This is a genomic window from Photobacterium sp. 53610, from assembly GCF_036409375.1.
GTDB lineage: Bacteria > Pseudomonadota > Gammaproteobacteria > Enterobacterales > Vibrionaceae > Photobacterium.
The window spans coordinates 102666-128100 of sequence record NZ_JAXOFS010000004.1 but is presented as its reverse complement, the minus strand read 5'-3'; the positions used below and the strand labels follow the sequence as shown (position 1 = coordinate 128100).

Annotated in this window: 21 protein-coding genes; 6 read left to right on the top strand and 15 right to left on the bottom strand. The window is 52.7% G+C overall.

The features are described 5' to 3' along the window. Positions 1–37 precede the first annotated feature (37 nt). From SPK40_RS12710 to SPK40_RS12700, 3 genes are all read right to left on the bottom strand, one after another. Positions 38–2008: a HEAT repeat domain-containing protein gene (locus SPK40_RS12710; protein WP_330960694.1), complete on the bottom strand. Its 1971-nt coding sequence runs from the start codon at positions 2006–2008 to the stop codon at positions 38–40. A 70-nt stretch (positions 2009–2078) separates the two neighbouring features. Then, positions 2079–2945, bottom strand: coding sequence for a hypothetical protein (locus SPK40_RS12705; protein ID WP_330960693.1), 867 nt, complete (start codon positions 2943–2945; stop codon positions 2079–2081). 1061 nt (positions 2946–4006) lie between these two features. Further along, on the bottom strand, positions 4007–5173 hold the full coding sequence (locus SPK40_RS12700; protein WP_330960692.1) for a multidrug effflux MFS transporter: 1167 nt from the start codon (positions 5171–5173) through the stop codon (positions 4007–4009). Between the two features lie 99 nt (positions 5174–5272). Between SPK40_RS12700 and SPK40_RS12695 the strand changes: the two genes are divergently transcribed. Together SPK40_RS12695 and SPK40_RS12690 are read left to right on the top strand one after the other, a co-directional pair. Beyond that, a complete protein-coding gene (locus SPK40_RS12695; RefSeq protein WP_330960691.1) occupies positions 5273–6079 on the top strand; it encodes an AraC family transcriptional regulator in 807 nt (268 codons plus the stop codon). A gap of 54 nt (positions 6080–6133) precedes the next feature. Continuing rightward, a complete protein-coding gene (locus tag SPK40_RS12690; RefSeq protein WP_330960690.1) occupies positions 6134–7642 on the top strand; it encodes a hypothetical protein in 1509 nt (502 codons plus the stop codon). Between the two features lie 92 nt (positions 7643–7734). Here SPK40_RS12690 and SPK40_RS12685 read toward each other — a convergent pair whose 3' ends face one another. Together SPK40_RS12685 and SPK40_RS12680 are read right to left on the bottom strand one after the other, a co-directional pair. After that, positions 7735–10029, bottom strand: coding sequence for a penicillin acylase family protein (locus SPK40_RS12685; RefSeq protein WP_330960689.1), 2295 nt, complete (start codon positions 10027–10029; stop codon positions 7735–7737). A 323-nt stretch (positions 10030–10352) separates the two neighbouring features. Then, entirely contained in the window at positions 10353–11300 is a 948-nt protein-coding gene (locus SPK40_RS12680; protein WP_330960688.1) for an ABC transporter substrate-binding protein, read from the bottom strand. A gap of 330 nt (positions 11301–11630) precedes the next feature. Between SPK40_RS12680 and SPK40_RS12675 the strand changes: the two genes are divergently transcribed. From SPK40_RS12675 to rarD, 4 genes are all read left to right on the top strand, one after another. Continuing rightward, a complete protein-coding gene (locus SPK40_RS12675; protein WP_371929394.1) occupies positions 11631–12590 on the top strand; it encodes an HlyD family secretion protein in 960 nt (319 codons plus the stop codon). Then, positions 12583–13509 (top strand): ABC transporter ATP-binding protein, encoded by a 927-nt coding sequence (locus SPK40_RS12670; protein ID WP_248143765.1) that lies wholly within the window; start codon positions 12583–12585, stop codon positions 13507–13509. The genes SPK40_RS12675 and SPK40_RS12670 overlap by 8 nt, the downstream gene beginning before the upstream one ends. Then, positions 13506–14624 carry an ABC transporter permease gene (locus tag SPK40_RS12665; protein ID WP_248143766.1) on the top strand — a complete coding sequence of 373 codons (1119 nt, stop codon included), beginning with the start codon at positions 13506–13508 and terminating at the stop codon, positions 14622–14624. Before SPK40_RS12670 ends, SPK40_RS12665 begins: the two co-directional genes overlap by 4 nt. A gap of 97 nt (positions 14625–14721) precedes the next feature. Beyond that, positions 14722–15627 carry an EamA family transporter RarD gene (gene rarD / locus SPK40_RS12660; protein ID WP_330960687.1) on the top strand — a complete coding sequence of 302 codons (906 nt, stop codon included), beginning with the start codon at positions 14722–14724 and terminating at the stop codon, positions 15625–15627. 45 nt (positions 15628–15672) lie between these two features. Here rarD and SPK40_RS12655 read toward each other — a convergent pair whose 3' ends face one another. From SPK40_RS12655 to SPK40_RS12610, 10 genes are all read right to left on the bottom strand, one after another. After that, positions 15673–16803 (bottom strand): HlyD family secretion protein, encoded by a 1131-nt coding sequence (locus SPK40_RS12655; protein ID WP_330960686.1) that lies wholly within the window; start codon positions 16801–16803, stop codon positions 15673–15675. Further along, positions 16803–17201: a DUF3302 domain-containing protein gene (locus SPK40_RS12650; protein WP_248143769.1), complete on the bottom strand. Its 399-nt coding sequence runs from the start codon at positions 17199–17201 to the stop codon at positions 16803–16805. The genes SPK40_RS12655 and SPK40_RS12650 overlap by 1 nt, the downstream gene beginning before the upstream one ends. Positions 17202–17361: 160 nt before the next feature. Next, positions 17362–18378, bottom strand: a complete 1017-nt coding sequence (proX, locus tag SPK40_RS12645) for a glycine betaine/L-proline ABC transporter substrate-binding protein ProX (RefSeq protein ID WP_330960685.1) — start codon at positions 18376–18378, stop codon at positions 17362–17364. A gap of 10 nt (positions 18379–18388) precedes the next feature. Continuing rightward, entirely contained in the window at positions 18389–19534 is a 1146-nt protein-coding gene (gene proW / locus SPK40_RS12640) for a glycine betaine/L-proline ABC transporter permease ProW (protein ID WP_330960684.1), read from the bottom strand. A 1-nt stretch (position 19535) separates the two neighbouring features. Next, positions 19536–20726 (bottom strand): glycine betaine/L-proline ABC transporter ATP-binding protein ProV, encoded by a 1191-nt coding sequence (gene proV, locus SPK40_RS12635; RefSeq protein WP_248143772.1) that lies wholly within the window; start codon positions 20724–20726, stop codon positions 19536–19538. Positions 20727–20956: 230 nt separating this feature from the next. Continuing rightward, entirely contained in the window at positions 20957–22384 is a 1428-nt protein-coding gene (locus SPK40_RS12630; RefSeq protein ID WP_330960683.1) for a sensor histidine kinase, read from the bottom strand. Between the two features lie 10 nt (positions 22385–22394). Then, positions 22395–23054 (bottom strand): response regulator, encoded by a 660-nt coding sequence (locus SPK40_RS12625; RefSeq protein ID WP_330960682.1) that lies wholly within the window; start codon positions 23052–23054, stop codon positions 22395–22397. A gap of 3 nt (positions 23055–23057) precedes the next feature. Continuing rightward, entirely contained in the window at positions 23058–23705 is a 648-nt protein-coding gene (locus tag SPK40_RS12620; RefSeq protein WP_442957572.1) for a tetratricopeptide repeat protein, read from the bottom strand. A 14-nt stretch (positions 23706–23719) separates the two neighbouring features. After that, the gene (locus SPK40_RS12615) at positions 23720–24529 is read right to left on the bottom strand and encodes an SDR family oxidoreductase (protein WP_330960681.1); all 810 of its coding nucleotides are present in this window, start codon (positions 24527–24529) and stop codon (positions 23720–23722) included. 31 nt (positions 24530–24560) lie between these two features. Beyond that, entirely contained in the window at positions 24561–25253 is a 693-nt protein-coding gene (locus tag SPK40_RS12610) for a TenA family transcriptional regulator (protein WP_330960834.1), read from the bottom strand. Positions 25254–25435: the final 182 nt, after the last annotated feature.

Genomic DNA, 25435 nt, shown 5'->3' with positions numbered 1-25435 from the left:
CTGCCGACATTACATCAGGCAGGCTCAGGGAGAGGATTTACGGAGTCACATCAGTTTGCGCTTGCGCGTACTTATCAACGATTCCCTGTAACCTGTCTTTAATTTGCTGATTCGATTCCTGCGCAATCTGCTGCTGAATCTGATCGAGCGTTTTGTTGTCGAGTGAACGGTAACTCAGAGAGTTGGCTGCAACTTCGCGGGTTGCGGAATTGGCGTCATCTCTGAGCGTTTGCATCAGATACTGAGTGGCGTCTGCGCCTGGTACAAACCGGAGCGCATGGGTCGCCCGCTGACGAATGTCGGCATTTGACTGCTCGGTATAGCTTTTCAGATCGGAGAATGTCAGATACTGCCCCATATTGCCCAGTACGGTTAAGTGGTGCAGGGTTTGTGAAGGTTCTGCCGATGCTTTCAGTTGTTGCAGTTGCTCCGAGACATAGCCGTTCGCGGTTGTCGTATCTTCCACACCCATGCGCTGAACCATGGCACTCTTCGCCAGATCGACATTGGCGGACAGATTGTCTGTCATCGCCCGGCTGTCCATCAGATTTGAGAAGCGTTCAAAGGTTTGGGTATTTCCCTGCGGTGACAGTGCCAGCGAAGCCATGATCGAGGTTGCCGCCTGCGTTTCATTCATCCGGGCGTTCAGTGTGGTTAGCATGGCGTCCTGCGCCGGACGGCTCGCGACTGTACTCAAAGCGCTCAGGTACAGGCTGAAACCCGGTTCACTGGTACCAAACTTGGTCAGATCGTTCGTGAGCAGATCCAGATTGCCGGGGTAAGCGCGGGCAAAGTTTTGCAGCATGGCGCTCAGCTGGTTTTCTGCTTTCATTCGTTCCAGACCATCCAGTGCGAGCATGGCGTCGTAGAGGTCTTTGATTTCCTGATAGGCCGCTTCAGCGGTCGTGTTCACCCCCTGGGTCGCCTGATCCCGGGCGTCTTTTGCTTCGGCTTGTTGCTGCTGAGAGCCTGAAGCCTTGTTCGTCCCATTTCCTGTCGACAGGAAAACATCGCTGGCAGAAAGCTGAACCTGACGTCCGGCTTGAGTGTGCTTGATCAGCGCCAGCTCGACTGGACTGATATTGTCCGTCCAGGATGTCAGTTTCATGTCCAGCAGGTTTCGGCTGGTGGCCAGCGGCTGGCCGTTCATGTGGTGCTGCACGCTCTCGTCCACCGACAGCTGCGTGAGCATGCGGTTGGTTTGATTCCACAGGGCTTTGTGACTGAAAGTGTATTCAGCACTCAGCTTATTCTCTAAGCCGCGAGCCTGATCATACAGGGCTTTTTTGAGTTCACGGCGCTTAAATAATTGATAGATATTGTTTGCTGAAGTCGTACTGTCGTCCAGTTTCAGGGTGTAGTTGGCGGAGAATTCGCCGTTGTAATCCTGTTCTGTGCGTTGCCATTGATCCTGATCATTTACTGTTTCAGGAACGATGTTTTGCATCAGGAAGGCGATGGTTTCCATCGTTTTCAGCGACGTATGCGGCTGTGACAGATACACTTCCTGGATTTCCCCTTCAGGGGTGGTGACAAACTCAATGCCTTCCTGAACCTGCTGACGGATTGCATCCACAATTTCCGGGCTGGTCTCCTGGTTGACCACAGCAGTCACGGTCGAATCCGGCATTCGGATCAGATGATAAATCTGATCTTGACGCATTTGACGGTACTGGAACAAATTCCCGGAGAGGTCAAACCGGATGCTTTGTTCAACACTGGTGCCCGGCGCTGAGAAGGCGATATCGCCACCATACCGGACATCAAAAACCTGTTTGTTGTATTCGTAAGAGGCGCTATCAGCTGGTGATGAAGCAGGCTTGCTGCTTTGCTGAAAAGCAGGTGTTTCATTTGTTTCGTTGGACTTTGAGGTCTGTGTCTGGTTTGAAGCGGCCGCGGACTGAGGCTTCGATGCCTCGGCACCGGAAGAACCTGAAAATAGATACAGCGAGGCGCCTGCAACCACACAGCAGACCAGAGCCAGCATGATCAGTAACTTGTTTTTCATAGAATTTTGACTCTTGACACAGAAATGCTCCCCGTACCAGAGGTACGGGGAGAAGGATATCACCCAGAGATTATTTCACTGGAAGGAAGGCCTTACCTTCCGCCAGAGTATGCTCGAAGGTGTAGCCTGGCCACTCATAGATCGTCAGTTTGTACTTGTCGTTCACAGAGCCGTAGATGTTACCACCTGCCAGGTTTGCAGTGTTGGTGATGCCGTAGCCAAATCCGAAACCGTTCTGCTCAGCTTCCCAGCGACCATAGGCTTCAAAAGCCAGATCGTCTTTGACGACAGACATTTCGCCACCTAAAGAGATCTTGTTCAGCAGAATTCGTGCTGAGGCTTCCGCAAAACCTTTTACATCCGCACTCGGCACAGCTTTTGCCGTCAGAACCAGGTTTTCATAGCCGGCTTCCAGACCTACATTCAGCTTGGTTCTGACGCCAACGCCAACATCCAGAATTACAGGACCCAGCGGGATACCGGCATACAGACCCAGGTCTGGGATCGGCAGGATTGGCATATCTTTTTTCAGGGCGCTGCCTTCTTCAGAAGACATGGTGTATTCCTGAGAAATGATATCCGTACCCATGATATTGACGTGGCCGTCAACACCGAACTGCGCATCCGTTGTGGCGGTTGCACCCGCTTTGACGGAGGCTACCTGGATATCGTTGTCCAGCAGGTGACCGTCAATTCCGGCGACGCCTTCAACACGCAGACAGCTCTGACGGCCCTGAACATACAGGAAGCCCTTGATGGTTGAGGATGCCAGATCCTTTGAAGAATCATCGACATCTTTGGTGTAGGAACCGCCAAACTTCGCATCAACAAGCGGGTCGCCAGAGGCAATACAGTCACCATAAAGCGAAGCTTGCGCAAAAGACGAGATTCCTAAAAGTGGTAATGCAGCAAGTGCTAATCGTTTCGTCTTAGTCATTTAAGATTTCCTTATATAATGGTTTGAAAAGGTAATCTTGAGTTCCCCTGAAAATATCCCTGATGGTTGAATACCAGTGAAATATACAAAGTGTCCGCTAATTTCCAACCATCTACACGATTACGCTTCATTTGGAAAACGAAGTGACAGGCAGAAATATTTCTGAACTCTTTTGTCAATGTGTCGGGAACGAGTAATGAGGAAGCAATAGACTTGTTCATCATTCGCCGATACGAAACAATCATTTTTTATTCTTGTTTCCTGACAATTTCAAAGCTATCAAAACAGTTGTTTAAAGTCTATTCAAATTTGTATTTTTTTAATCGAATCTTATTGATGTTATTTATTGATAAATATTGTTGTAAATAAATTTACAATCGAATTACATATGTCGGCTTGTTTTCATTATAAATCTATTTTTCGTATATTAGTGGAATATGTTTTCTTGGGTGTTCATTGATTTCAATTTCATGTCTTCCGCATAATTATTCCTGTGTTCTGAAATGTATGAATATAATGGTTTGCGTTATGATTTGTTTTTAACTCATTGTTTTTTTAGTGATTTTATTTGGTTTTGATGTGGGTTTTATTTAGGGGTTTCTGTTTTAGCTCCTGCTGGTTGATGTTATGGAATACTCTGGGTTAGTCAGGTTTTGAACGATGTTCCAATAAATCTGGAATCTAGATAATAACCCGCCAGATGTTGGTTTTTTTACAACAGGAACACGATTTTGGTTAAGAATTATCCATGCCGGATAATTTCAATCTTCCTACTTTAGTATTTATGAATATTTTGGAACCAGATAAAAGTCATGATTTTTTTATGGTTTTTTAAGTCCCCAAATAATTATGGAAACTGGTTTTATGATTTGTATGTCATGAGACTGCTGATGTCAGACGGACTCACTGTATTTAGAATACCGAAAAACAGGTGTTTTATTCTAAGGCGAAATAAGTTGATCAGGACGTGTCCAGAAATTCTCATTTGATAGCACCTTGTCAAAATGCCCGTCTGAAAACAGACAGGCAATACGGGGTAGATATAAAGTGAGCGATGTGGCTTATTTGTTCTGAATATTCGAAGCACGTAAATCTGCTGTATGAGTGACCTGAATCCACAGCGTCACCAGCATCATGCACAAGGCAGTGAAAAGCAGTATCAAACCCAGATTGTGGACAAGTCCGCACAATGCCAGCGATAAACCAATCAGCAGATAATAAAGAAGTCCGAATAATGCACCTGCGCTTCCGGTGCAATGCTGGTAGCTGACCAGTGCCTGGCTGAGAATATTTGGAATCGCGACTCCGAAGCCCATCACAACCAGCAGCATCGGGGCTAAAAAAGCAATGCTGTCTTGCAGTGCCAAGACTCCCAGGCTTCCCATGCAGGCAAGCATTGCTGAAATCATCAGTAACCGGGCGTAGTTGAATCCGGTTTGAATGGCTTTCTGATTCAACAGACTCCCCAGCATCGTACCCAGTGCAAGTACCCCCCCACTGTATCCGAATTGCTGGCTATTCAACCCGAGCCGTTCAAACAGAAAGGGACCTTGCAGGTAATAGGAAAACAGCAGTACGTTGAATCCGGCGACCAACAAGGCGCTGCGCACAAGGTGCGGATCCCGCAACATGGAAACAGCCAGTGTCATCAGTGCTGGCCGGGCAGCCCGTTGTGTCTGTGTTTCAGGAATGAAAACGAGGCTCAGCCCCCACAACAGGGCGGCCATGGCACTGAGTGTGGCAAATACAGCCAGATAGCCGCCCCAGCTGACCATGATGCCTCCGAGCAGCATACCAATCACCGGGCTGATGGAAAGTGCAATGCCGACCCGGGCGAATGCTTTGCTTAAGGCATGACCCCGGAAACAATCGCGGAACATGGTCTGGACGACGACAGAGCCGACCGCTGCCCCAAATGCGCTGATGGCCCGAAGCACCAGCAAGGTCTGGAAGTTTTCTATCCAGAGCGCGCTCAGGGCGCTGACACCATAAATCATCAGCCCTGCTAAAAGGACAGGGCGACGTCCCCAGATATCACACAAGATTCCCCAGGTGACAACACCGGCTGCAAATGCTGCGAAATATACGGCGAGTGTCTGTCCGGCCAGTGCTTCAGAAACAGAAAAGTGAGCTGCAATATCCGGCAGGGCGGGGCTGTAGATCGTTTCTGCAATTTGCGGAAACATGATGAAGCAAATGAGCAATGCGACAGAAGGCGCTGCTTTCATGGGATTCTCCTGAGTGAATGAAAGTGGCGCTAGTCTAAGGTCCAGAGAAATGTTCCAATAACGAAGCTCAGACAGAAAACATCAAAATAGAGACATCTTATGTTGATCGATGCCAATGCAAGGTTTGACCCGGACGCCCTGCCTTCCCCGGTATTGGGGATTGCGTCACGCTTGGGTCAGCATGACTCCGGCCTGCACAAGCACGGTATGTTTCAGTTATTGCATGCCATGCAGGGCTGTATGTCGATTCAGCTGGACGGGATGAAGTGCGTCCTGCCGCCCACCCGGGCTGCCTGGATCCCGGCACACACGCTGCACTGTGCGACAATGCGCAATGTCGTCGAGTACAGATCGCTGTATTTCGACGCACAATGGGTGCAAGGCCTGCCCCGGGAACTGGCGGTGATTGAAGTCACACCGCTCTTACGGGAATTGATTGAGCGTATGTCATTCTGGGAATGGGATAAGCCCCTCGACAGCATGAAAAACACGCTGGCGCTATTTTTTGAAGAGCTGGCAGAGGCGAAAACGCAGTCCTTATTTTTGCCGTTGCCTCAGGATAAGCGGCTGAGCCGATGGCTTGAGCACCTGGAACGAAAAGAAGGCATTGTGCCGTCGCTGAAGGTCCTGAGTCAGCAAATTGGTGCCAGCGGGAAAACAATCAGCCGGATCCTGCAAAAAGATACGGGTATGAGTTTTCAGGCATGGCGCCAGCAATGGCGGCTGCTGAAAGCCATCGAATGGCTCTCGGAAGGGAAAGCCGTCAATGATGTTGCCTATGGGCTGACGTTTTCCAGCGACAGCGCATTTATCAGTTTTTTTAAACAGCAGGTCGGGGAGACACCGCTGCGTTTTCAAAAGATTAATGACTGCAGATTTCTGTCTTCAGCGCAGAAAATAGAATAGCTTTATCCATTCAATTGCATGAGAATACCCCGCTTCAGCAACTGGGTGGGTATTATGGGACTCGACACAACATATGTGCCTGTGAAAGAAGAAGACATCGAAGCATACATTCTTGATGTGATCAGGCAGCCTGAACTCCAGGCACAAAAAATTTCTCAGTTATCACAGATTGAAGCGGATCAGAGCTTTCTGGCGGAAACCTTATACCCGGCACTGCTGGGCAGTCAGCCTTCAGATCCTTTCGACAGCCACTTTGGCCGGGTGGCCGGATCCATTCTTGCCCATTTGCATCCTTATTATTATGAACGCGGCCTGTCTCTGGCCATGCTGAGCGGAAGTGAACCGCTGCGTACACTGGGTTTGGCCGGGCTGTTTCAGGATTTCAGAACATGTTTTCCAGACGTGATCTCCGGCAATGACAGCGGCGACCTGAACTATCGCTCCGGCATGTTTGTTCCTGCCCGGTACGTTGATAGCCTGCTGAACCTGATGCGTCAGCCGGAAGTGCTGCAATGCTTTGACGGTGAGGAGCCCAAAGGGCTGATTGCGGCGCTGCAGTATGCCGGCAGGCACGGAACCGGGGTGCTGGAAACGTTTGATATGGTTGAACCGGGCTGCGGCGAATTTTATACCACGCCTTATCAGCTGCGGGCCGGCTATCTGGGAAACCTTGATGATGAACGCAATGCGCTGCAGGGCGCAGTCGGAACCCTGCATCTCGGATTCCCCATGCCAGGCGGCCACTGGGATATGGATGAGGTCGGGCGTCTGACTTTAACATGGGCGCAGCAGGAAAATTTGTTACCAGCCATCGGGGAAATGGACAGCCGACAGCGTGCGGTGAAAGGTTCGGTCCGTCTGACCTTGATCAATCAGCAGCATATTCCAGTTATTCTGATTCATTCCGAAGAGGAGATTTATGTCCCTGATGTTGACGCTTACCTCGCGGCACTGAAAACATCGGTGTCGGATTTCTTGGTGCAGCACGGGATGGATACCCGTTATTTTGTCTCGCTGACCAAAGCGCAGGAGGTTCCCGAGGCGTTCAGGATCCAGTCAACCTGTCAGGTCGCGCACTCATCCAAACCAAGATTCTGCATGATGAATCAGAAAGCCGCATTTAAAGTGGATGATCTGCTCGTGCAACTTGAATTGACGGCGTTTGGCAAGTGTACGATCCGGGTGAATGATGTCGTGGTCGAGACGCTGAAAATTAAAGCGCGACGTAAAAGACATGTGCTGTTTTATGGCAATGGCGACTGGTATGGCCTGACCCTTGAAGAAGAAAGCGCGTTCACGGGCACGCTGAATATCGGTATTTTCAAAAACATTTATCAGGTGGCGTCTTACAGGTTGATCCGGGGCAGCGAGCGCTTTTCGAGAAAAACGAATTTTGCGATGTCAGCAATGGAGTACTTGTTTTTGTTTACGCTGGTGCTGTCTGTCATGATGCCGCGTCCGGCGGTAATGATCCCATGCATGATTGTGTTTTCACTGATGCGGCGGCTGAATAAGCGTCATCATATTTTTCTGGAACCGCTGGAAATTGGGGAGCGCGCCTGAGCTTCTCAGCGCATGCGGGAAGTTGTTGTGATCACTTCCCGCATGGTAAATAAACCTGTGTTTCATGACGCCGCGTTTCATGAATCAGTGTTTCATTGAGGGATGAGCGTCAGCCGGTATTGAATATTTCCCGGTAATAAAGGTGTTTTCCGATGGAAGGCATAATCATCAAAACCGGCACGGAAGAAGGGTGACAGCGGATTGGCCGATTGCCCGCCGGGGATCGTTAAGATGCCGTCGTCTTCCCGTCCGGGCTGAACCACAAAGCGTTCAGAAGCGCCAAATGCCCGGGTCTGCACCGCCGGTTCATATCGCCCGCCAAACCCCTGAATTTCAGGCATATTCAGCAGCCAGCCCAGTTGCGGCATCGTTTTCGCAAACGGGTGCTGAATTGCGAGTGTGTTGACCCTTCCCCAGTTGAGTTCAGCCAGCTTCTGGTCCGGACTGTATCGTTTGAAGAGTGCCTCTTTTGCATCGGTATAAACATTGATGAGCAGGGTCGCCCAGTCTTTTTCTCCGGCTGGCAGCCAGGATGCTGGTTCTTCCTTCAGCAGTTGCCAGATAGCTGGCTCAAGGTTGTCTTTAATAGGTTTCAGGCTCAGTCCCTCGGCAGAGAGCAGATGCTGGAGCGGGGCAAAAACGGTATCAAGCAAACGGTCCCTGAAGGCACGGGTGAGGGTATAGCCGACGGACTCAGCACAGGCGCATCTCTGCCATTGTTTTAAATACCGGATATCGTCCTGAAAGTGCTGCGGATGTAATGCCAGCTGAGATAACAACAGGGCCTGCCAGCGAGCCATAAATTGTGCTTCATTATCAAGCTGCATCTGGAAAAAATCTGATTCATTAAATTGCTGTCGGGCCATCAACTTGTCACGGATCTGAACCGCACGGCTGGCAATGGCATACCCGCCATCGCCAAACCGGGCATCGTCACCGGCGCTGACCACCCGGCTGTTGGCACTCCACAGCCGCTGATGTGCCGGGTTTTCGACAACCGGCACCTGTTCTGCGCGCTCCTCCCATAAGGTTGCCGGATAGGCTGATGCTGTCACCGGGTTTTGTTGCGGAGCGGCTCTGGCCGGAATGGCCCCGGTTAAACGCCATGCCGCATTGCCCTGGCTGTCAGTGATCAGCATGTTCTGTACCGGAATCCCCGTGGACCGGGTTGTGGCTAACCCGTCTGCGACACTGGATGCCGTTTCGAGTGCCATGAGATCAAGATTGACCGCGTAGGGCTGATGCGCCACCCATGACAGGGCATAGCGTGCAGAGCCAATGCGGGTAACCGGGCCATCGGCCGAGAGTTCGACCGGGTATTCCACTGCGTTTCCCGGGGTTTTCAGCGTCTCCGTGACCTGAACGGTTTCAGTGTTGTCATCGAGCAGAACCCAGTCCGCGGTATCAATATAGCCATTGGTAAAGCCCCAGGCGATCTTGCCATTGGCGCCAACCACAATGGTCGGGGTTCCCGGCAGGCTGACACCGGTGACCTGGATATTTTGTCCGTGATCCGGATAGTTCAGCTGGGCGCGGTACCAAATGACAGGCACATTTAAGCCCAGGTGCATGTCATTGGAAATCATGGCATGCCCTGACGAGGTCAGTTGTCCGGTCACCGCCCAGTTATTACTACCGTATACCTTTGGTTCACCGATGGGCTGGTGGGCCGCGAGCGAGACGGCCGGAACGTCCAGAGGCGGAATCTCAATCTGTGTCAGTGGCAGATGGGAATTATCTAAAGCGGCCTGCAGCGGATCGGTTTGCGTGACAAAGGCTGTCATCTGCGGCCCGAAGGCCTGTCTCAGACGCTCCAGAACCTGTTCGCGCTCAACGGTACCGTTCTGCAGATCCAGATACATGGAATAGATCACCAGAAAACTGTCTTCAGGTTGCCAGGGGGCCGGTGATGTGCCGCTCAGCAGATATTCAAAGCTTCTGACCTGTTGGGCATCCAGCGCTGTATTGACGCCCCGGGCATATTGTCCGAGCAGCGTGCGTTGCTTATCGGTGAGCTGCGCCAAAGCGAGCCGGGCTCGTTTTCGGAACTGATGAAAGCGGTGTTTTTTATCGATCGCCAGCGCATCCTCACCAAAAAGTTCAGCCAGTTCACCGGCGGCATTTCGCCGTAGTAAATCCATCTGGAAAAATCGATCCTGGCCATGGGCGTACCCCAGTGCAAATGCAGCATCCGTCCGGCTGGATGCACGAATCACGGCGGTTCCAAGACTGTCCCGGTCGAGATGAGCGGGTTGCTCTGGCCCCTGGATGACAACGTTGCCATCCAGTTGAGGCAGGTTGGCCCATAAGAGTCCGTAGCCGGCACCGACGGAGAGAGCCAGTATGCCGGCGATCATGATCAGAGCTTTTGTGATCTTTGAGGTCATGCGCAGTCCTTTGCTGATGTGATTTACGTCATACCGCAGGTTTCACCCAGGCCTTTGTTTATCCCGTGTGTTTCAGAACCAATGGCTTAAAGGAAGGATAGTGATATTTGGTCTGACTTGCAGATTTGATGCGGTAAAGCGGTTGCCGGATCGCGAAGCAGGGGTTGGGAAGAGAAAAAGACAGCCGCAGCTTGGTGGAATCTCAAAACTGCCGGACTGTCTGTGTTCAACAGTCTTTACTTGAATGTGTTACGTCCAAGCAGAGTTTAAAACAGAGTTTAAATCTGGCCGGGATGCTGGTGTAAGCGGGCACCGGCCAGATCTCAGTTGAGGGTGGTGGTCTGGATATCTGTCGCTTCAAGCGTGAATTGCGGCAGGGTTTTGCGTAACGCATCGGCCATGGCCTCTGAGGCGAGTATGCCCCGGCAATGGGCCCAGTACCGGCCATCCACCTGATAAAACTGTTCACTTTTCACCGCTTGCAGAGTTGGCCAGACCGGTTGCTGCTGCCATTGCTGCAGGGCATTGTCCGGTACTATGGTGCCTGAAAGCAGAATATCTGGGTTGATGGTGCTGATTTCTTCCAGCGTCACCAGACGAAGTGCCCGGTCATCGAGACCAATCTGTTCCGGCACTCTGAGGCCGATGGCTTTCAGGACACCACCGGGATAGGCCGAGCCGGAATAGGCATAAACCCCGTTTTCCAGAGCCACGGCAAACAGGGCTTGCTGGCCGTGAACCGGACTGAGCTGCTTTTCAATATGACGCATGTAGATGTCGTGTTCTTGCAAACGGGCAGTCATCAGGGCTTCCTGGTCGACCAGCTTGCCGATTTTTTCAGCCACGTCCAGGTTTTCTGCGTAGGTCTCGCCGCGCGATGCCAGCAGTGCCGTTGGAGCAATAGCACTCAGTGCCGGGTAAATCGCCTGATGGCGGTTGACGTCCGCAATGATTAAATCGGGCTTCAGGGCCGCAATCCGGCTCAGATCCGGGCTGGAGCGGTCACCGACAGAGACCCAACCGCTGATGCGCGAAATAACGGCCGGATGCAGGTTCAGCGGGTCATTGTCATCTGCGATCCCCACAGGACTGATCCCGATGGCTGCAAGTGCATCCGCAAAAGCATACTCCAGCGTCACAATACGTTGCGGCGGTGTGTCCAGAGTCATACTTTTTCCAAGGCTGTCTGTCATGGTTGCAGTGAAGGCGGCAGTGCTGGAGAAAAGAAACAGAGAAAAGGCGATCCAGCGCAGATATCCCAACAGAGGCATGGTACTCCCTTGATTAACAGAGAAAAATATTATGGATTGTGGAGCTGTTGCTGCTTCATTCTAATGGCTTTCGAACGCAGTACAAGGGAAGTCTCCGGATAAAGAGAGGACTTCGGCCAGTTCTGGATCGGGATCGGTTTCCGGTTGCGGTTCCCTAATGCTTTTCCGCAGCTGAGGCCCTATCCTTGCTTTAAAGGCAGATTCAGCTGCGGAGATTTTTATCGAAGGCAAAAGGCGACAAAAAAATACACAATCCTTGCGCAAGTGCATTGAATTTATGCCATTTCTGATTAGGATTTCAGCAACCATTCGTCATGGAGTGACATATTGATGAAACTTGTCGGGAACTGGGGCATAGCTGTCATGATTGCCCTGCTGCTTACCGGATGTAACCGCGCCTCAACCTCACAGGCGCTGGGGACGCTGGAGCGCGACCGGATTACGCTGACTGCCACCGCAACTGAAATTATCCGGGTGATGCCTGTGGAAGAAGGGCAGCCCGTGAAAGCCGGCGAAGTGCTGGTGAGGCTCGATACAACACGTCAGGCTGCGGTGCTGGCGCAGGCAAAAGCACAGCAGGTAAAGGCCGAAGCTTATCTTCTGAGGCTGACCAACGGGGAGCGGGTCGAAGATATTGCGGCCGCCAAAGCGGGACTGGATCAGGCGGAAGCCCGTCTGGTGGATGCTGAAAAAACCTATGAGCGCCGGGAACGTCTGGTCAGACAAAAACTGATCAGCGTGGCAGAACGGGATAATGCCCGGGCGGAACGGGATGCGGCACGTGCCGAAGTGACAGCAGCCCGTGAGAATCTGACCAAGCTGACCCGGGGCGAACGAACCGAAGATATCCAGCAGGCGCAGGCTGAACTGGAAGCGGCGCAGGCGAATGTGGCGTTGCAGCAACGTATTTTGGATGACTTAACAGTGGTCGCAACCCGGGACGGGATTGTCGACAGTCTGCCCTATAACCTGGGGGAGCGTGTGCCGGTGAATGCAGTGGTTGCCGTGCTTCAGGCCAACAGCCGTCCTTATGCCAGAGTCTATGTGCCGGAGCCTTATCGTGTGGCAATGCAACCCGGCAAACAGGCAGCCGTCTATGTTGACGGTGTCTCACAACCTTATGAAGGCAAATTGCGCTGGATTGCGACAGAGCCGGCATTTACCCCGTATTACGCACTGAATGAAGATGACAGGGCCCGGCTGGTCTATCTGGCGGAGTTTGATTTGCCGGATGAAGCCCGATCCCTGCCTTCCGGGGTGCCTGTTCAGGTGGAGATGTCCGTTGAGTGAACTTGCAATCAATGCCGTCGGACTAACGCGGCGGTTCGGTGATTTCACCGCAGTGAATCAGCTGAATCTTCATGTGCCGAAAGGCAGTATCTACGGTTTTCTGGGACCCAACGGATGCGGAAAGTCGACAACGCTGCGGATGCTGACCGGACTGCTCAGTCCGAGTGAAGGGGAAATCAACGTGCTGGGACTGCGGATTCCGGAACAGGCTGAAGCGCTTCGGATGAAAATCGGCTATATGACGCAGAAGTTTTCGTTGTACGAAGACTTGTCCGTCTCAGAAAACCTGCAATTTATCGGGCAGATATACGGCCTCTCTTCCCGTGAACTCAAACCCAGGGTGGCAGAACTTGCGGACACTTATCAGCTGAGCCGGCTGATGAAGCAACGGGTCGGCAGTATGAGCGGCGGTCAGAAACAGCGTCTGGCTCTGGCGGCTGCGGTAATGCATCAACCGGATTTACTATTTCTGGATGAGCCGACATCGGCTGTCGATCCTCAGTCGAGGCGTGATTTCTGGGAGCAGTTGTTTGATTTGTCTGATCAGGGCACCACGATTCTGGTCACCACCCACTATATGGATGAAGCTGAACGTTGCCACGGACTGGCGATTATGGAGTCAGGTGAGATCAAAGCGGATGGCCCGCCCAGCGAGCTGATGGAACAGATGGGCGTGAGTGTGGTAGAAATTGAGGCGCCGGGTTTGCGGCAGATGAAAGAGCGTCTGCTCTTGCTGCCCGAAGTGGTGTCGGCTGCTCAGCTGGGGATCCGGCTTCGTGTGCTGGTTCGGGCGGCTGAAACCGATCCGGTGGCCTGGCTGAAGCATCAGATGCCGTCGCTGCAGCAGGCAGAACTGACGGTTGTCCGGCCCAGTCTGGAAGATGTGTTTGTTACCAGTACCGGGAAGCCACGCCAATGAATCTTGTGTCCAGCCTGATCCGGATGAAGGCGATTCTGGTCAAGGAGTTCCGTCAGCTTTCCCGCGACCGGATCACCTTCGGGATGGTGGTGATGATCCCGCTGATTCAGCTGTTGCTGTTTGGGTTTGCAATCAATACCGATGTGCGCAACATTCCGGTCGCCGTGGTCGATCAAAGTCAGTCTCAGTACGGGCGGATCATCACTGAGGCGGTCAAGGCCACGCAGGTGGTGACCGTGGTGGATGTTTACGCTACGCCTCATGATGGTGAGCAGGCCATTACTGCGGGTAAAGTCCGCGGCGTTCTGGTACTGCCCCGGGATCTGGACCAGCGGCTGGCACAGCACCGGGAAGCGGGCCAGTGGCTGGTGGACGGGTCCGATACCATGGTCAGCTCGGCACTGCTGCAGCTTCAGAATATGCCGGTGCAGAATCTGGTGGGAGACTATAAAGCGCAGCAGTCCAGCGTCATGACACCGACCTTTGAAGTCGCATTGTATTTCAACCCGGAACGCCGGACGGCGGTGAACATTGTGCCCGGCTTACTGGGGGTGATTCTGACAATGACGATGATTCTCTTTACCTCGGCTGCCATTGTCCGAGAACGGGAGCGGGGGAACCTGGAGCTGCTGATCACAACCCCGGTGCACTCGCTGGAACTGATGCTGGCGAAAATTGCCCCTTATATCGTCATTGGCCTGATTCAGGTGGTGATTATTCTTGGACTGGGTCATTTTATTTTTGATGTGCCAATCAACGGTCCATTGAGTCAGATCCTGTTCGGCACCTTATTGTTTATCTCTGCCAGCCTGACGTTAGGACTGGTGATATCCACCATTGCGCAGACACAGCTTCAGGCCATGCAGATGACGGTCTTTATTCTGCTGCCTTCCATCCTGTTGTCCGGCTTTATGTTTCCTTATGAGGGGATGCCGGTTGTCGCGCAGTGGATTGCGGAGGTGCTGCCTGCAACACACTTTATGCGGATGATCCGCGGCATTGTGCTGAGAGGCGCGGATTTGGCTGTGCTTTGGAAAGATGCCTTGTGGTTAGCCGGTTTTACCTTGCTGGGGCTGCTGGTCGCGTCCTGGCGCTTTAAGAAAACGCTGGACTGACTGAACCCGGTTTCTGTGATCGCAAACTGAGGCAACATACTGATATGATGCCGTTCAGTGGCCGCAGGGCCGTGGGTTGCGATGTGCAGGAGTGGATGTGGGGAAAGGTGTTTTTTTATCTGTGTTGTCATCTTGCCTGTTCGGCGGGATGTATTTCTATGCAACGTTACTTCATCCGCTGGATGGAGAAGCGATTTTCAGCTGGCGGTTATTGCTGACACTTCCTTTTCTGACGCTCTTTTTGCTCAGCAGTCATGCCTGGGGGCAGGTGACAGAGATTGCCTTGCAGATCCGTCAGCGTCCGCTGCTCTGGTTGGGAATTCCCCTGTCGGCCGTTTTGCTGGGGTTACAGTTCTGGCTCTTCTTGTGGGCGCCGGTCAATGGCCGGGCCCTGCCTGTATCATTGGGCTATTTTATGATGCCGCTGGTGATGGTGGTGCTGGGCAGACTGGTTTACAAAGACAGACTGAGCGGATTGCAGAAAGTCGCTGTGCTTTTTGCCGGGGTAGGGGTTGCCAATAAGCTCTGGCTGTCTGGCGGTTTGTACTGGGAAACACTTGTGGTCGCGATGGGTTATCCGGCCTATTTTATGTTGCGGCGGAAAATGGGCACGGACAGCCTGGGGGGTCTGTGGTTTGATATGGCGATGATGTTCCCCCCGGTCATCTGGTGGCTGTTTATTCAGACCGAAAGCCTGAGTGTGTTGATGCAGCATTCACAGCTGATTGCACTGGTTCTCGGACTGGGTGTGCTCAGTGCGCTGGCGGTGGGCAGTTATATTGTAGCCAGTCGCCTGCTGAGTTTCAGCCTGTTCGGACTGCTGAGTTATGTTGAACCGGTATTACTGGTGATCGTGTCTCTGTTGCTGGGGGAACGTATCGAGGGCGGAGAGTGGCTCACTTACCTTGCCATCTGGGTTGCCGTGGCGTTTCTGATACTGGATTGTGTGCGCCAGATCCTGACTCAACGGCAAGTCCGGTTGGCCGCCGGAATGAGTGACTGATCCGGTCATGCCCGCGGATTTCAGCGGGCATGGTTCAGTGAGGGTTTAATGGTCCAGGTACAGGTAGTTTTGCCAGCTCTTCATCCGAATCAGTACTTTACGCATCACTGCCAGATGGTGCGCATGATCGGAGTAGACCGCAATTTCCATATTCGCCCCTAAAGGCAGCTTGTAAGCACTGATGTCATCAATCATTTTGAGTCTGACCAGCGGCCGCCCCTGACGCATCAGGATTTCGGTGCCGTATAGCACGCCTTGTGCCTGCGCCTGACCTTCTCCGATGGCTGGCAGTACTCCCACGATTTCTGCTTTGAACGTTTTTCCCGGAATGGCGCGGAAAATCACATCGGCTTCATAACCGGGTTTGAGGCGTAACAGCGAGTTCTGACGAAAGGCACCGATAATGAATTCATCATCGGTATTGATAAAGGTCATGACCGGACGCAGCGGGAGCGGAACAGCCATCATGCCCGGCCGGAGCAGAACCTGAGTGACAAATCCACGGGTCGGCGCCCGGACAATGGTGGAGTCCAGATCAAACCTAGCTTTGACCAGCAGAGCTTCAATCTGGGCTATGCTGGTGTTCTGCCCGTTAATATTGGACTCGAACGCCAGTTTGGCTCGCCGTTCTTCCGCATGCGCAGCATCGAGCGATGCTTCGGCGCTCCGGTAGAACTGTTCGCGGTTGTCCACATCTGCTTTGGTGAATGCACCGCGTTTGTAGCCGGTCGCATAGCGCTGGTATTGCTGGTAGGTTCGATCGCGTTCGGCCTGAGCTTTGACTCTTGTTGACATCGCAGCTTTGTAGGCGGCTTCCAGTCCCAGCACATTTTGTCTGGTTTCTTCCAGCTGTGCTTCCAGTCTGTCAACCTCAGCCTGAAAAGGCGTCGGGTCTATTTTAAAAAGCACATCGCCCTGTTTCAGGGGGGTGTTTGGCCTGACCGGCACTTCGGTGACTTTGCCACGGACATTCGGCATGATGGGCGTCGAAACATAGTATTCTCCACCCAGACTGGTGTGCGGATGGTTGTAGTTCATCAGCAGTACCAGTGCACCTACCAGGACAATGCCTCCCAGAACGGCAGTTGGAACCGTCCATTTATTCAGAGGGATCCGGAAGATCTTAAAAATAAAAATACAGATTGCAGCGTATGAGAGAACCAGCAGGGTTTCCATTATTGATGGCCCTCGTCATTGTCATTGCTTTTCTGCTGACTGGCGGGATTGACCGGCGGGCAGGGAGCGTGTCTGAGTGCGGTCAGTTCGGTTTGCAGCAGCTGAATTTGTGCTTCCATTTTGGAAATTTGGGATTGCAGCAGAACCTGCTCATTCTGAATTTGCTGAAAGCCCCACCCCCGTTCTTTTCTCCACAAGGTGGCCCAGATCCATAAAAATGGCCACAGCGCGTGCAAAGTGAATAAACTGACCCATCCGGCATAATGGATAGCGTCCTGATGGGGATGCTCCCTTTCCTTGGCAATCTCATAGGGAATGTCGTGAATTGCGATGATGCCATAAAACATCACCAGGGCGACGAAGATAAGCAGCCCTAATGCAAAATAATCTAAAAACATAGAGTTACCCTAAAATCCGGACCATGATCTCAAGAGTATAGCGAAAAAATAAGCTTAGCCGATGTAAGGTTTTTGACTTTAAGGCGTCGTTCAGATCAAGCAGGCCGGCGAAATGCCGGCCTGTCGGAGAGAAAGTCTTGTGTGGTGTGTCACCGGAGGATTAAGACGCATCCTCTGCAGCTTGTCTTGCTTGTGCAATCCAGCTGTTAAACAGTTTCTGGTGCGATTTGATCCAGCCATTGGCGTGGTTCTCAATGTCCTGCTGGGAGTTCTGGCCCTGACTCATCCGCATATTCTGGGCACTGACGTCATTGATATCCAGCTGCATGACTTCAAACAGTTTGGCGGCCGCCGGATTGTCTTCGGCAAATTTTTTGTTTGCCACAATCCGCATGCTGTTCATCTGAAATCCATAGTTTTTGCCGTTCGGTAAAGTAGTGTCCACTTTTTTACGTTCGCCCGGCAGTGCGGAGAAAGGAACTTCCAACCAAACCACGTCTCTTCCCGGAACCAGCACGCCGCTGACCCAGTAAGGCGTCCATGTGTAGTACAGAATCGGAGAACCGTTCCGGTAGCGGGAAATTGTGTCGGCGATAATGGCGGCGTAGTTCCCCTGATTATGGGTGACTGTGTTGCGCAGCCCGTACACATCCAGCTGATGCTCAATCACACCTTCACAGCCCCAGCCCGGGTTACAGCCGGTGAGATCGGCTTTGCCGTCACCGTTGGCATCAAAGAGTTTGGCCAGTTTCGGATCTTTCAGCTGGCTGATATTGGTGATGCCGTATTTTTCAGCGGTTTTCTTATCAATCAGATAGCCCTGGGCTGCACCGGTAATGTATTCCCCTTTTCGGTAAAACTTATTGTCTCCGCCGGATTTGATAAATTTGTCTTTATGCAGGGGAGACCAGTTCACCGCGAGGAAAGTAGCATCCCCATTGGCGATCGAGGTATAGCCGACGTTGTAATCGACCTCTTTGGTCGGCAGAACCTTGTACCCCAGCGCTTCCAGAGCTTTATTGACAATCAGGGTCTGAAAGGTTTCTTCCGCCACCGTACTCTGTAAGGGCTGAACGGAAATTCCCTGACCGGGTTCTTCGGCCGCGGTGGCGGTCCATGTTGCGGCACCGGCAAGCAGTGCCGCTGAGAGTGAAAGTGACTTCCAGCGTGTTGTCATGGTGTTCTCCTTAAGATTGTGAATGGGTCGTCAGTTGCGGGGTCTCATCTTTTTTGAACCGGCGATAAATGAAGCCAATCGGGCCGTGTTCATACCAGTGACGGTATGCTTTGCCGCGATCGGATGCCCCCATGGCCTGGGTCAGACGGTCCAGCAGAATAGCCAGAATGACAATGCCCAGACCCCCAATGGCGGCCAGTCCCATATCCAGACGACCAATGCCGCGCAGGACCATTTGTCCCAGACCGCCTACGGCGATCATTGAGGCAATGACGACCATAGACAGGGCCAGCATCAGTGTCTGATTCACGCCAGCCATGATGGTTGGCATAGCCAGCGGCAACTGAACCTTGTAGAGCATTTGTTTTGGATTCGCGCCAAAGGAATGCGCGGCTTCAATCAGTTCTTCCGGTACCTGCCGGATCCCCAGAATCGTCAGCCGAATGATGGGGGGGAGGGCAAAGATGATGGTCACGACCACACCGGGGACGTTCCCGATACCGAACAGCATGACAATCGGCACCAGATACACAAAGGCCGGGGTTGTCTGCATTGCATCGAGAACCGGCCGGATGATTTTGGCGGCTTTTTCACTGCGTGCCAGCCAGATCCCGGTGGGCAACCCGATCAACAGGCAGAAAAAGACCGACGTCAGAACCAGTGCCAGCGTGACCATCGCCTGATCCCAGGCACCGATGGCGCCAATCAGTAAGAGCGAGAGCACGGATGCGATCCCCATCCGGGCGCCCGCAATCTGCCAGGCCAGAATCATGATCAGGAAAATCATCAGCAGTGCCGGCGTCGACTGAAGTAAGGCCTGAAAAGCCGTGAGAATGTAATCAATCGGAACACTGATGGCCTGAAACGCGGGCCGGAAATTAGCGACCAGCCAGTTGATTCCGTCTTCCACCCAGCGATCAAAGGGGATCAGCGCATCCTGAAACGGGTGCATCCAGTCGATACTGGGATCGGGCGGGGCTGATGCCGCTTCGTTCAGCCAGTCAGACCCGGAATTGGGCGTTGAACCGGCGGCATTCCCCCAAGGGTCGGTATTGGCAGCATCTGTCGTTGCAGACCAGGGATCCTGCACAGGTGGTTGTTCCGACACCGTTTCTGTTCCCGGAGCGGATGATACGGTTTGTGTTTCCTGGCTCATGTCAGGCCTCCCGGTCTAGTGTCTGTAGCAGGCGAGCTTTGGTGATAATGCCATGGTAGCGCTGCTGCTCATCAACGACGGGCACACCGTAAGGCAGGCTGGCAACATGACCAATCAGTTCACCTACCGGGGTATTGGGTAAGAACGTCACCGTGTCATTCAGCAACGCCTGTGTCAGCGGGTGGTTGGCTTTCGTGGCACTTTGTAAGGATTCGGTGGAGACAATCCCGACGTACTGATTGCGGCGATCGACCACGATGCCAAATTCGCGATCCTGGTCGTTGAGTAGCTGCAGGGCGGCGCGCGGGCCGTCGGTTTCGCCTTTTTTGATGACCGTGACCTGCTGTTTGCGGGCAATATCTTTCGCTGTGAAAACATTGGTGACATCCACGCCTTTGAAGAAGGAACGGACATAGTCATTGGCCGGGTGGTGGAGGATCTCATCCGGGGTCCCGATCTGGACCACTTCACCATTCTGCATAATGGCGATGCGATCCCCGATGCGCATGGCTTCATCCAGATCGTGGGAGATGAAAACGACGGTTCGTTTGTCATCACTTTGCAGCCGAATCAGCTCGTCCTGCATTTCGGTCCGGATCAGCGGATCCAGCGCGGAAAATGCTTCGTCCATCAGCAGAATGTCCGGGTCATTCGCCAGCGCTCTGGCCAGCCCCACCCGCTGCTTCATCCCGCCGGACAGCTCGTCCGGATAAGAGGCTGCGTAGGCATCCAGGCCGACACGCGCCAGCGCTTTCAGTGCCGTCTCGTAGCGGGTATCTTTATCGACACCGGCCAGTTCCAGTCCGAAGGCGGTGTTGTCGATCACGGTCATATGCGGCATCAGTGCAAATGACTGAAACACCATACTGATGTTGTTTCTTCTGACGGTCCGCAATTCCTCTTCAGAAATCTTGGCAATGTCTTTTCCGTCAAGCAGCACCTGACCATGTGTGGGTTCTATCAGTCGGTTGAGCAGCCTGACCAGTGTTGATTTTCCTGAACCTGAAAGGCCCATGATGACGAAAATTTCACCTTCCCGGATGGTCAGGCTGGCATCTTTGACCCCGACGGTGAGGCCGGTTTCTTCAAAGATGGCATCCTTATTCAACCCTTTTTCCAGCAGTGGGAACGCCCTTTCCGGAGCGCTGCCAAACACCTTGTAAAGGTTTTTTACTTCAAGTTTGACAGTCATAAATTGTACTAGTCCTTCAAAATGAATCTTCCTCTGCAAAGAAATTATTACAGATGAAACATTTGTACTCTAAACAATTATGGCATGTCTTTCAAAGTGATAAGGGGTTTATTTGAATATTTATCAGGTTTTAGGGTGCGGTTATGAATCAGAAACTGCCTATTTGTCTTATAAATAGACAATTTCTGGGGGTGTCTGACAAAAACAGGAATCAGGTGAAGGTTAGATGACTACTGATTGAGGGCGCGGTGAACGGGCAGTGTGACCAGAAAACAGTTCCCGGATGCCGTCTGGTTACCCTCAAGGACGATATCTCCGCCATGGAGCAGAGCAATATCGCTGATAATCGACATGCCGAGTCCGGCGCCATCGCCCCGTTCTGTATTGGCGCGGAAAAACTTTTCAAAGATCCGTTCCCGAATCATGTCCGGGATGGGCTGGCCGGAATCGCAGACACGGATCGCCACCCAGTCATCGGACTGCAGGGTGACGGAGATATTGATGTCGGCATTCTTTCCGGCATAACGGATGGCATTATCAATTAAGTTACTGAATAAACTGGTCAGCAGGACACCATTGGCGTCCATCATGAGGGTATCCGGGCCATCCAGCGACAGATTCTGGTCCTGTTTTAATGCCAGGGGCACCAGAGAGCCGATCACATCGCGCAGGCAGGCCATCAGATCGGTCTCATTGAAGGGAAAAGCATTCCCGCCTTCGACTCGGGCGAGCATCAGCAGCTGCTGAATCAGGCGGTCGGTCCGTTCAATGCCTTTGAGAATATGGGTCAAGTCGTTTTGCAGATCTGTCGGGTTATCACTGGCCAGTGCATTTTCGGCATTCAGACGCAGCACCGCTAATGGCGTTTTCAGCTCATGGGCTGCGGTGTGTGTAAAACGTTTTTCTCTGACCCAGGCTTTATCCAGTTCTGACAGCAGATAATTGAGCTGATCAATCAGAGGTTTGAGCTCGATGGTGGGCTGAGAAACCTGAATTGCATGCAATTTGTTGATGGTGCGTCGAGACAGGGCCTGCTGAAGTTCCCCGACAGGCTGCATGATGTAGTTGACCAGCAGAATAATAGCAAGCGCCAGACAGGGGATTAGTAAGAGCTGCGGGATCCCGGTTGAGAAGGCGATATCGTCGATCAGTTCATCCCGGATTGCCTGTTTTTCTGCCACGATCAGGAAGGCTGCTTCCTGGTCCGGTGCTGACGAAGGCAGGCGAATCTGGAAGCTGCGCCAGAGCTGACTGTCAAATGAGATCGGGTGATAGCCAATTTTATCCGGGACAGAGAGCGGGGTCGGCGGGGCCGCAGGCGAGCGGAGCAGGACACCTTCGCTGGCACTGAACAACTGAAACATCAGTTTCTGTTCATAGGGGTGTCCGTAAGGGGTCGGGTCATCATCATCGAGCCCGGCATGATTGCTGATGCCCTGATACCATTGCTCATAAAACAATTCGAGCTGTTCGGGCGGCATCATCAGTAACTGGGGGGCACTTAACGCAAGCAGTTTTGCGGATTGCCCCAACCGGGCATCAAAAATCTCGTCAATCTCATGTTTGGATTCAGCGAAGATCAGGCTCCAGGAGATGGCAATCAGCACAGTGGCGGCCGTCACCGTCATTGTGATCAGCCGCTTTTTTATCGACAGCATGGGACGGATTTCAGCGATTCTCAATGATATACCCTACGCCACGGATATTTTTGATCAGCGTGCTGCCCAGTTTTTTCCGCAAATTATGAATATGGACTTCAATGGCATTGTCACTGGCGGTGTCATCCCAGCCGTGCAGGGCTTGCTGAAGTCTGTCCTTACTCAGTACCCGTCCTGCCTGTGCCACTAATGTACTGAGAATTTTGAACTCATTTCGGGTCAGTTTGACGGGTTTTCCCTGAAAACTCACACTATTGTTGTCCAGAGACAGGGTTAAATCTCCGAGCTGGATTTCAGTCTCCGTACTCCCGGACAGACGCCGGATCATGACCCGCAGCCGGGCCAGTAATTCTTCCAGCGCGAAAGGCTTGACCAGATAATCATCGGCGCCACCGTCGAGTCCTTTGACCCGGTCGTCGATGCCATCCCGGGCGGTCAGGATCATCACCGGAACCTGATGGCCGGCACGGCGGATATGACGCAATACCTGCAGGCCATCAATATCCGGCAGCGTCAGATCGAGAATCACAGCCAGAAAATCTTCAGTTTTCAGTGCGTGTTCAACCCCCTGGCCGCGCTGCAGCCAGTCAACGGTATAGCCACGACGGCTGAGCGAGGCCACCATAGACTCGCCCAGCATCACGTCATCTTCGATCAGTAAGATCCGCATTGACTATTGCAGCTCCTTCAGTTTTTCCTGGATTTCACGCTGGCGACCCGCGTCGGCCAGTTTACGGCCCGGACGTGGTTTGGCATGGCTGGCACGAGTAAGGTAAACAATGGCATCATCTCGCCGTCCGTCCTGCGCCAGAAAATCTCCGTAAAAGTAATTTGGATCAATCCCATCCGGATTAATTGCCAGTGCTTTTTGCAGCATGGCTTCGGCTTTGTCGTCATCCCCAAATGCAATCGGCCATCCGGGCACCTGGTAGTATAACGTGCCCAGGCTGGTATAGGCAGATCCGTCCAGGACTTTCGGGTTGGTCCTGATCACGTCTTCAAGCAATGCTTTTGCTTCTTTGACCAGCGGTAGTGCGCCCAGGCCACCTTTGGCACCAGCCAGGCTGCTTTTGTTAATAGCCAGCCAGACTTTCAGGTCAGCGCGGTCCGGTGATTGCTGCAAGGCTTTTTTTGTCACGGTGATGACGTTTCTCAGGCATTGCACTTTGTTGTCTTTATTAAAGGTGTCGTACTGGCATTTTGCCCACTGTTGCTGGATATCACTGAGCTCATCGGCATACGCAAGGCTGCTGAGCGAAGCGCCGGTCACACAAGCCATGACCAGCAGGGGTTTGATGAGATTAAAAGATGGCTTTTTCATATGACCTCCAGAAGTTAATGCACTTCAGCTTTGGTAAGAAATTGGCGAATCGTGGCACTTTGTTTACGTATTGAACCTGCAACCGCTGCAGGCAGAATCTGGTTGACTCTGACCCAGAGTTTTTCCGGCCAGCCCAGCCAGCGGACCGGCGTTTCCTGTTGCAGGCTGAGCAAGAGCTGTTCTGCGACCCACTTTGGATGGTCTACCTGATTGCCCAGATGCTGGTTCAGTTCGTTCACGTGGGTTGAGTTCAGCGCGGTATCGGTCGCGCGGGGGGCCAGATAAAGCACGCGGATCCCTGTGCCATCCAGTTCGCGGTCGAGCGCTTCGCTGAATCGGTGAAGTCCTGCTTTTCCGGCACAGTAGGTGGTATAGCCCGGGTAGCCGATGGCAGAGAAGGTTGAGCCGACGTTCAGAATCAGACCCGGATGTGCCAGCCACTGGATGGCCTGCTGACTCAGAAGAATCGGTACTGTCAGATTCAGCTGAATTTCTTCGCTGATACTGCCGGCATCTCGTTGGGACAGGCTGGAAAACTGGTTGCTTCCCGCGTTGTTGATCAGACCATGAATGCCTAAGCCTTCGGATTTCCATTGCTGGCAGCTGTCGTGAACTGCATTAACGCCGGCCGTTGTATTCAGATCGGCAACCAGTGTTTTGTGCGCCGTTTCCCGGGGCAGAGACAGTTGCAAGGCTTTGAGTTTGCTCAGATTGCGGCCAACCAGAATCAGGTTGGCTCCGGCATGCGCCAGGACACTGGCAATCTCTGAACCAATTCCCCCGCAGGCGCCGGTTAAGACCAGATATTTATCGTTGATATCCATCACATATTCCTTTTTAAATCAGCGCAATCAATCAGTGTGTTTGTGGGGATGACGGTCCCGGCAACGGCAGGGAAGCCAGCATCTGGCCGTAGAGGTCATAGACCATGTTGGCGCTCTCAATAATGGCCCGCTGATCGGCTGGATCCGTGATTTGGTTCATCAGCTGCTCGAACGTTTTGATGTGTTCCTGATCCAGTTCACTGTGTGACTTCAGGTAGGTCATGGCCTGATCCGGCAGATCCAGAACCTGCTGCACCTGTTGTGCAATCTGGCCGCCGATGCTGACGCTGGTGCCTTCCAGTACCCAGACCATGCCGAAAAATCCGATTGGGTTCCGGCGGTCAATCTGGTGATAGAGATAAGCGACCATCAGTTCGATGGGGGCACAGACCCGGCCCTGATCCCGATTGTCGCGCACGGCTTCCGCATCGCCGCCGCAGGCTTTGATGTCATTGAGGATCCAGACCTGATGGCCCATTTCTTCTTCAATGTAATGCCCGATAGCCTGGCGCAGCCATTCGTAACTTTCGTCTAGCTTGCCGCCGCAGGCCATGAGCAGCGGGATGGTGTGCTTGACGTGGTGATAAGCCTGAGTCAGGAAAGCAGTGTAGCCGGTAAGATCGATAGCACCCTGCTGACAGGCAGCAAAAATCGGGGCATCAGCCATCCGGTTCCGGGCCGCTTCTGTTTCGGCGATCAGTGTATGAAAAAAACCAGAACCCATTGTTGTGTCCTCTTGAAGATGAATTGGGGTCAGTGTCAGACGTTCGGCGGTGTGCGTAGCCATCAGCACTCGGGTTGATGTCGCCTGATGATTGGTGTCGTCAGAGTGATCCGGGAGTGCAGCCAGTGCAGGCACAATCAATTGCTGAATGGCGTCACGTTTAGGACGCCCGTTTGCAGTCA

Bases quoted from the DNA above. Each gene is read 5' to 3' on its own strand.
- SPK40_RS12705 (WP_330960693.1), bottom strand. From the start codon at position 2,945: ATGACTAAGACGAAACGATTAGCACTTGCTGCATTACCACTTTTAGGA.
- proV (WP_248143772.1), bottom strand. From the start codon at position 20,726: ATGACTGTCAAACTTGAAGTAAAAAACCTTTACAAGGTGTTTGGCAGC.
- SPK40_RS12615 (WP_330960681.1), bottom strand. From the start codon at position 24,529: ATGGATATCAACGATAAATATCTGGTCTTAACCGGCGCCTGCGGGGGA.
- SPK40_RS12680 (WP_330960688.1), bottom strand. From the start codon at position 11,300: ATGCCTCTGTTGGGATATCTGCGCTGGATCGCCTTTTCTCTGTTTCTT.
- SPK40_RS12625 (WP_330960682.1), bottom strand. From the start codon at position 23,054: ATGCGGATCTTACTGATCGAAGATGACGTGATGCTGGGCGAGTCTATG.
- SPK40_RS12655 (WP_330960686.1), bottom strand. From the start codon at position 16,803: ATGGAAACCCTGCTGGTTCTCTCATACGCTGCAATCTGTATTTTTATT.
- SPK40_RS12630 (WP_330960683.1), bottom strand. From the start codon at position 22,384: ATGCTGTCGATAAAAAAGCGGCTGATCACAATGACGGTGACGGCCGCC.
- proX (WP_330960685.1), bottom strand. From the start codon at position 18,378: ATGACAACACGCTGGAAGTCACTTTCACTCTCAGCGGCACTGCTTGCC.
- SPK40_RS12710 (WP_330960694.1), bottom strand. From the start codon at position 2,008: ATGAAAAACAAGTTACTGATCATGCTGGCTCTGGTCTGCTGTGTGGTT.
- SPK40_RS12690 (WP_330960690.1), top strand. From the start codon at position 6,134: ATGGGACTCGACACAACATATGTGCCTGTGAAAGAAGAAGACATCGAA.
- SPK40_RS12610 (WP_330960834.1), bottom strand. From the start codon at position 25,253: ATGGGTTCTGGTTTTTTTCATACACTGATCGCCGAAACAGAAGCGGCC.
- SPK40_RS12620 (WP_442957572.1), bottom strand. From the start codon at position 23,705: ATGAAAAAGCCATCTTTTAATCTCATCAAACCCCTGCTGGTCATGGCT.
- proW (WP_330960684.1), bottom strand. From the start codon at position 19,534: ATGAGCCAGGAAACACAAACCGTATCATCCGCTCCGGGAACAGAAACG.
- SPK40_RS12695 (WP_330960691.1), top strand. From the start codon at position 5,273: ATGTTGATCGATGCCAATGCAAGGTTTGACCCGGACGCCCTGCCTTCC.
- SPK40_RS12700 (WP_330960692.1), bottom strand. From the start codon at position 5,173: ATGAAAGCAGCGCCTTCTGTCGCATTGCTCATTTGCTTCATCATGTTT.
- SPK40_RS12685 (WP_330960689.1), bottom strand. From the start codon at position 10,029: ATGACCTCAAAGATCACAAAAGCTCTGATCATGATCGCCGGCATACTG.
- SPK40_RS12675 (WP_371929394.1), top strand. From the start codon at position 11,631: ATGAAACTTGTCGGGAACTGGGGCATAGCTGTCATGATTGCCCTGCTG.
- SPK40_RS12650 (WP_248143769.1), bottom strand. From the start codon at position 17,201: ATGTTTTTAGATTATTTTGCATTAGGGCTGCTTATCTTCGTCGCCCTG.
- SPK40_RS12665 (WP_248143766.1), top strand. From the start codon at position 13,506: ATGAATCTTGTGTCCAGCCTGATCCGGATGAAGGCGATTCTGGTCAAG.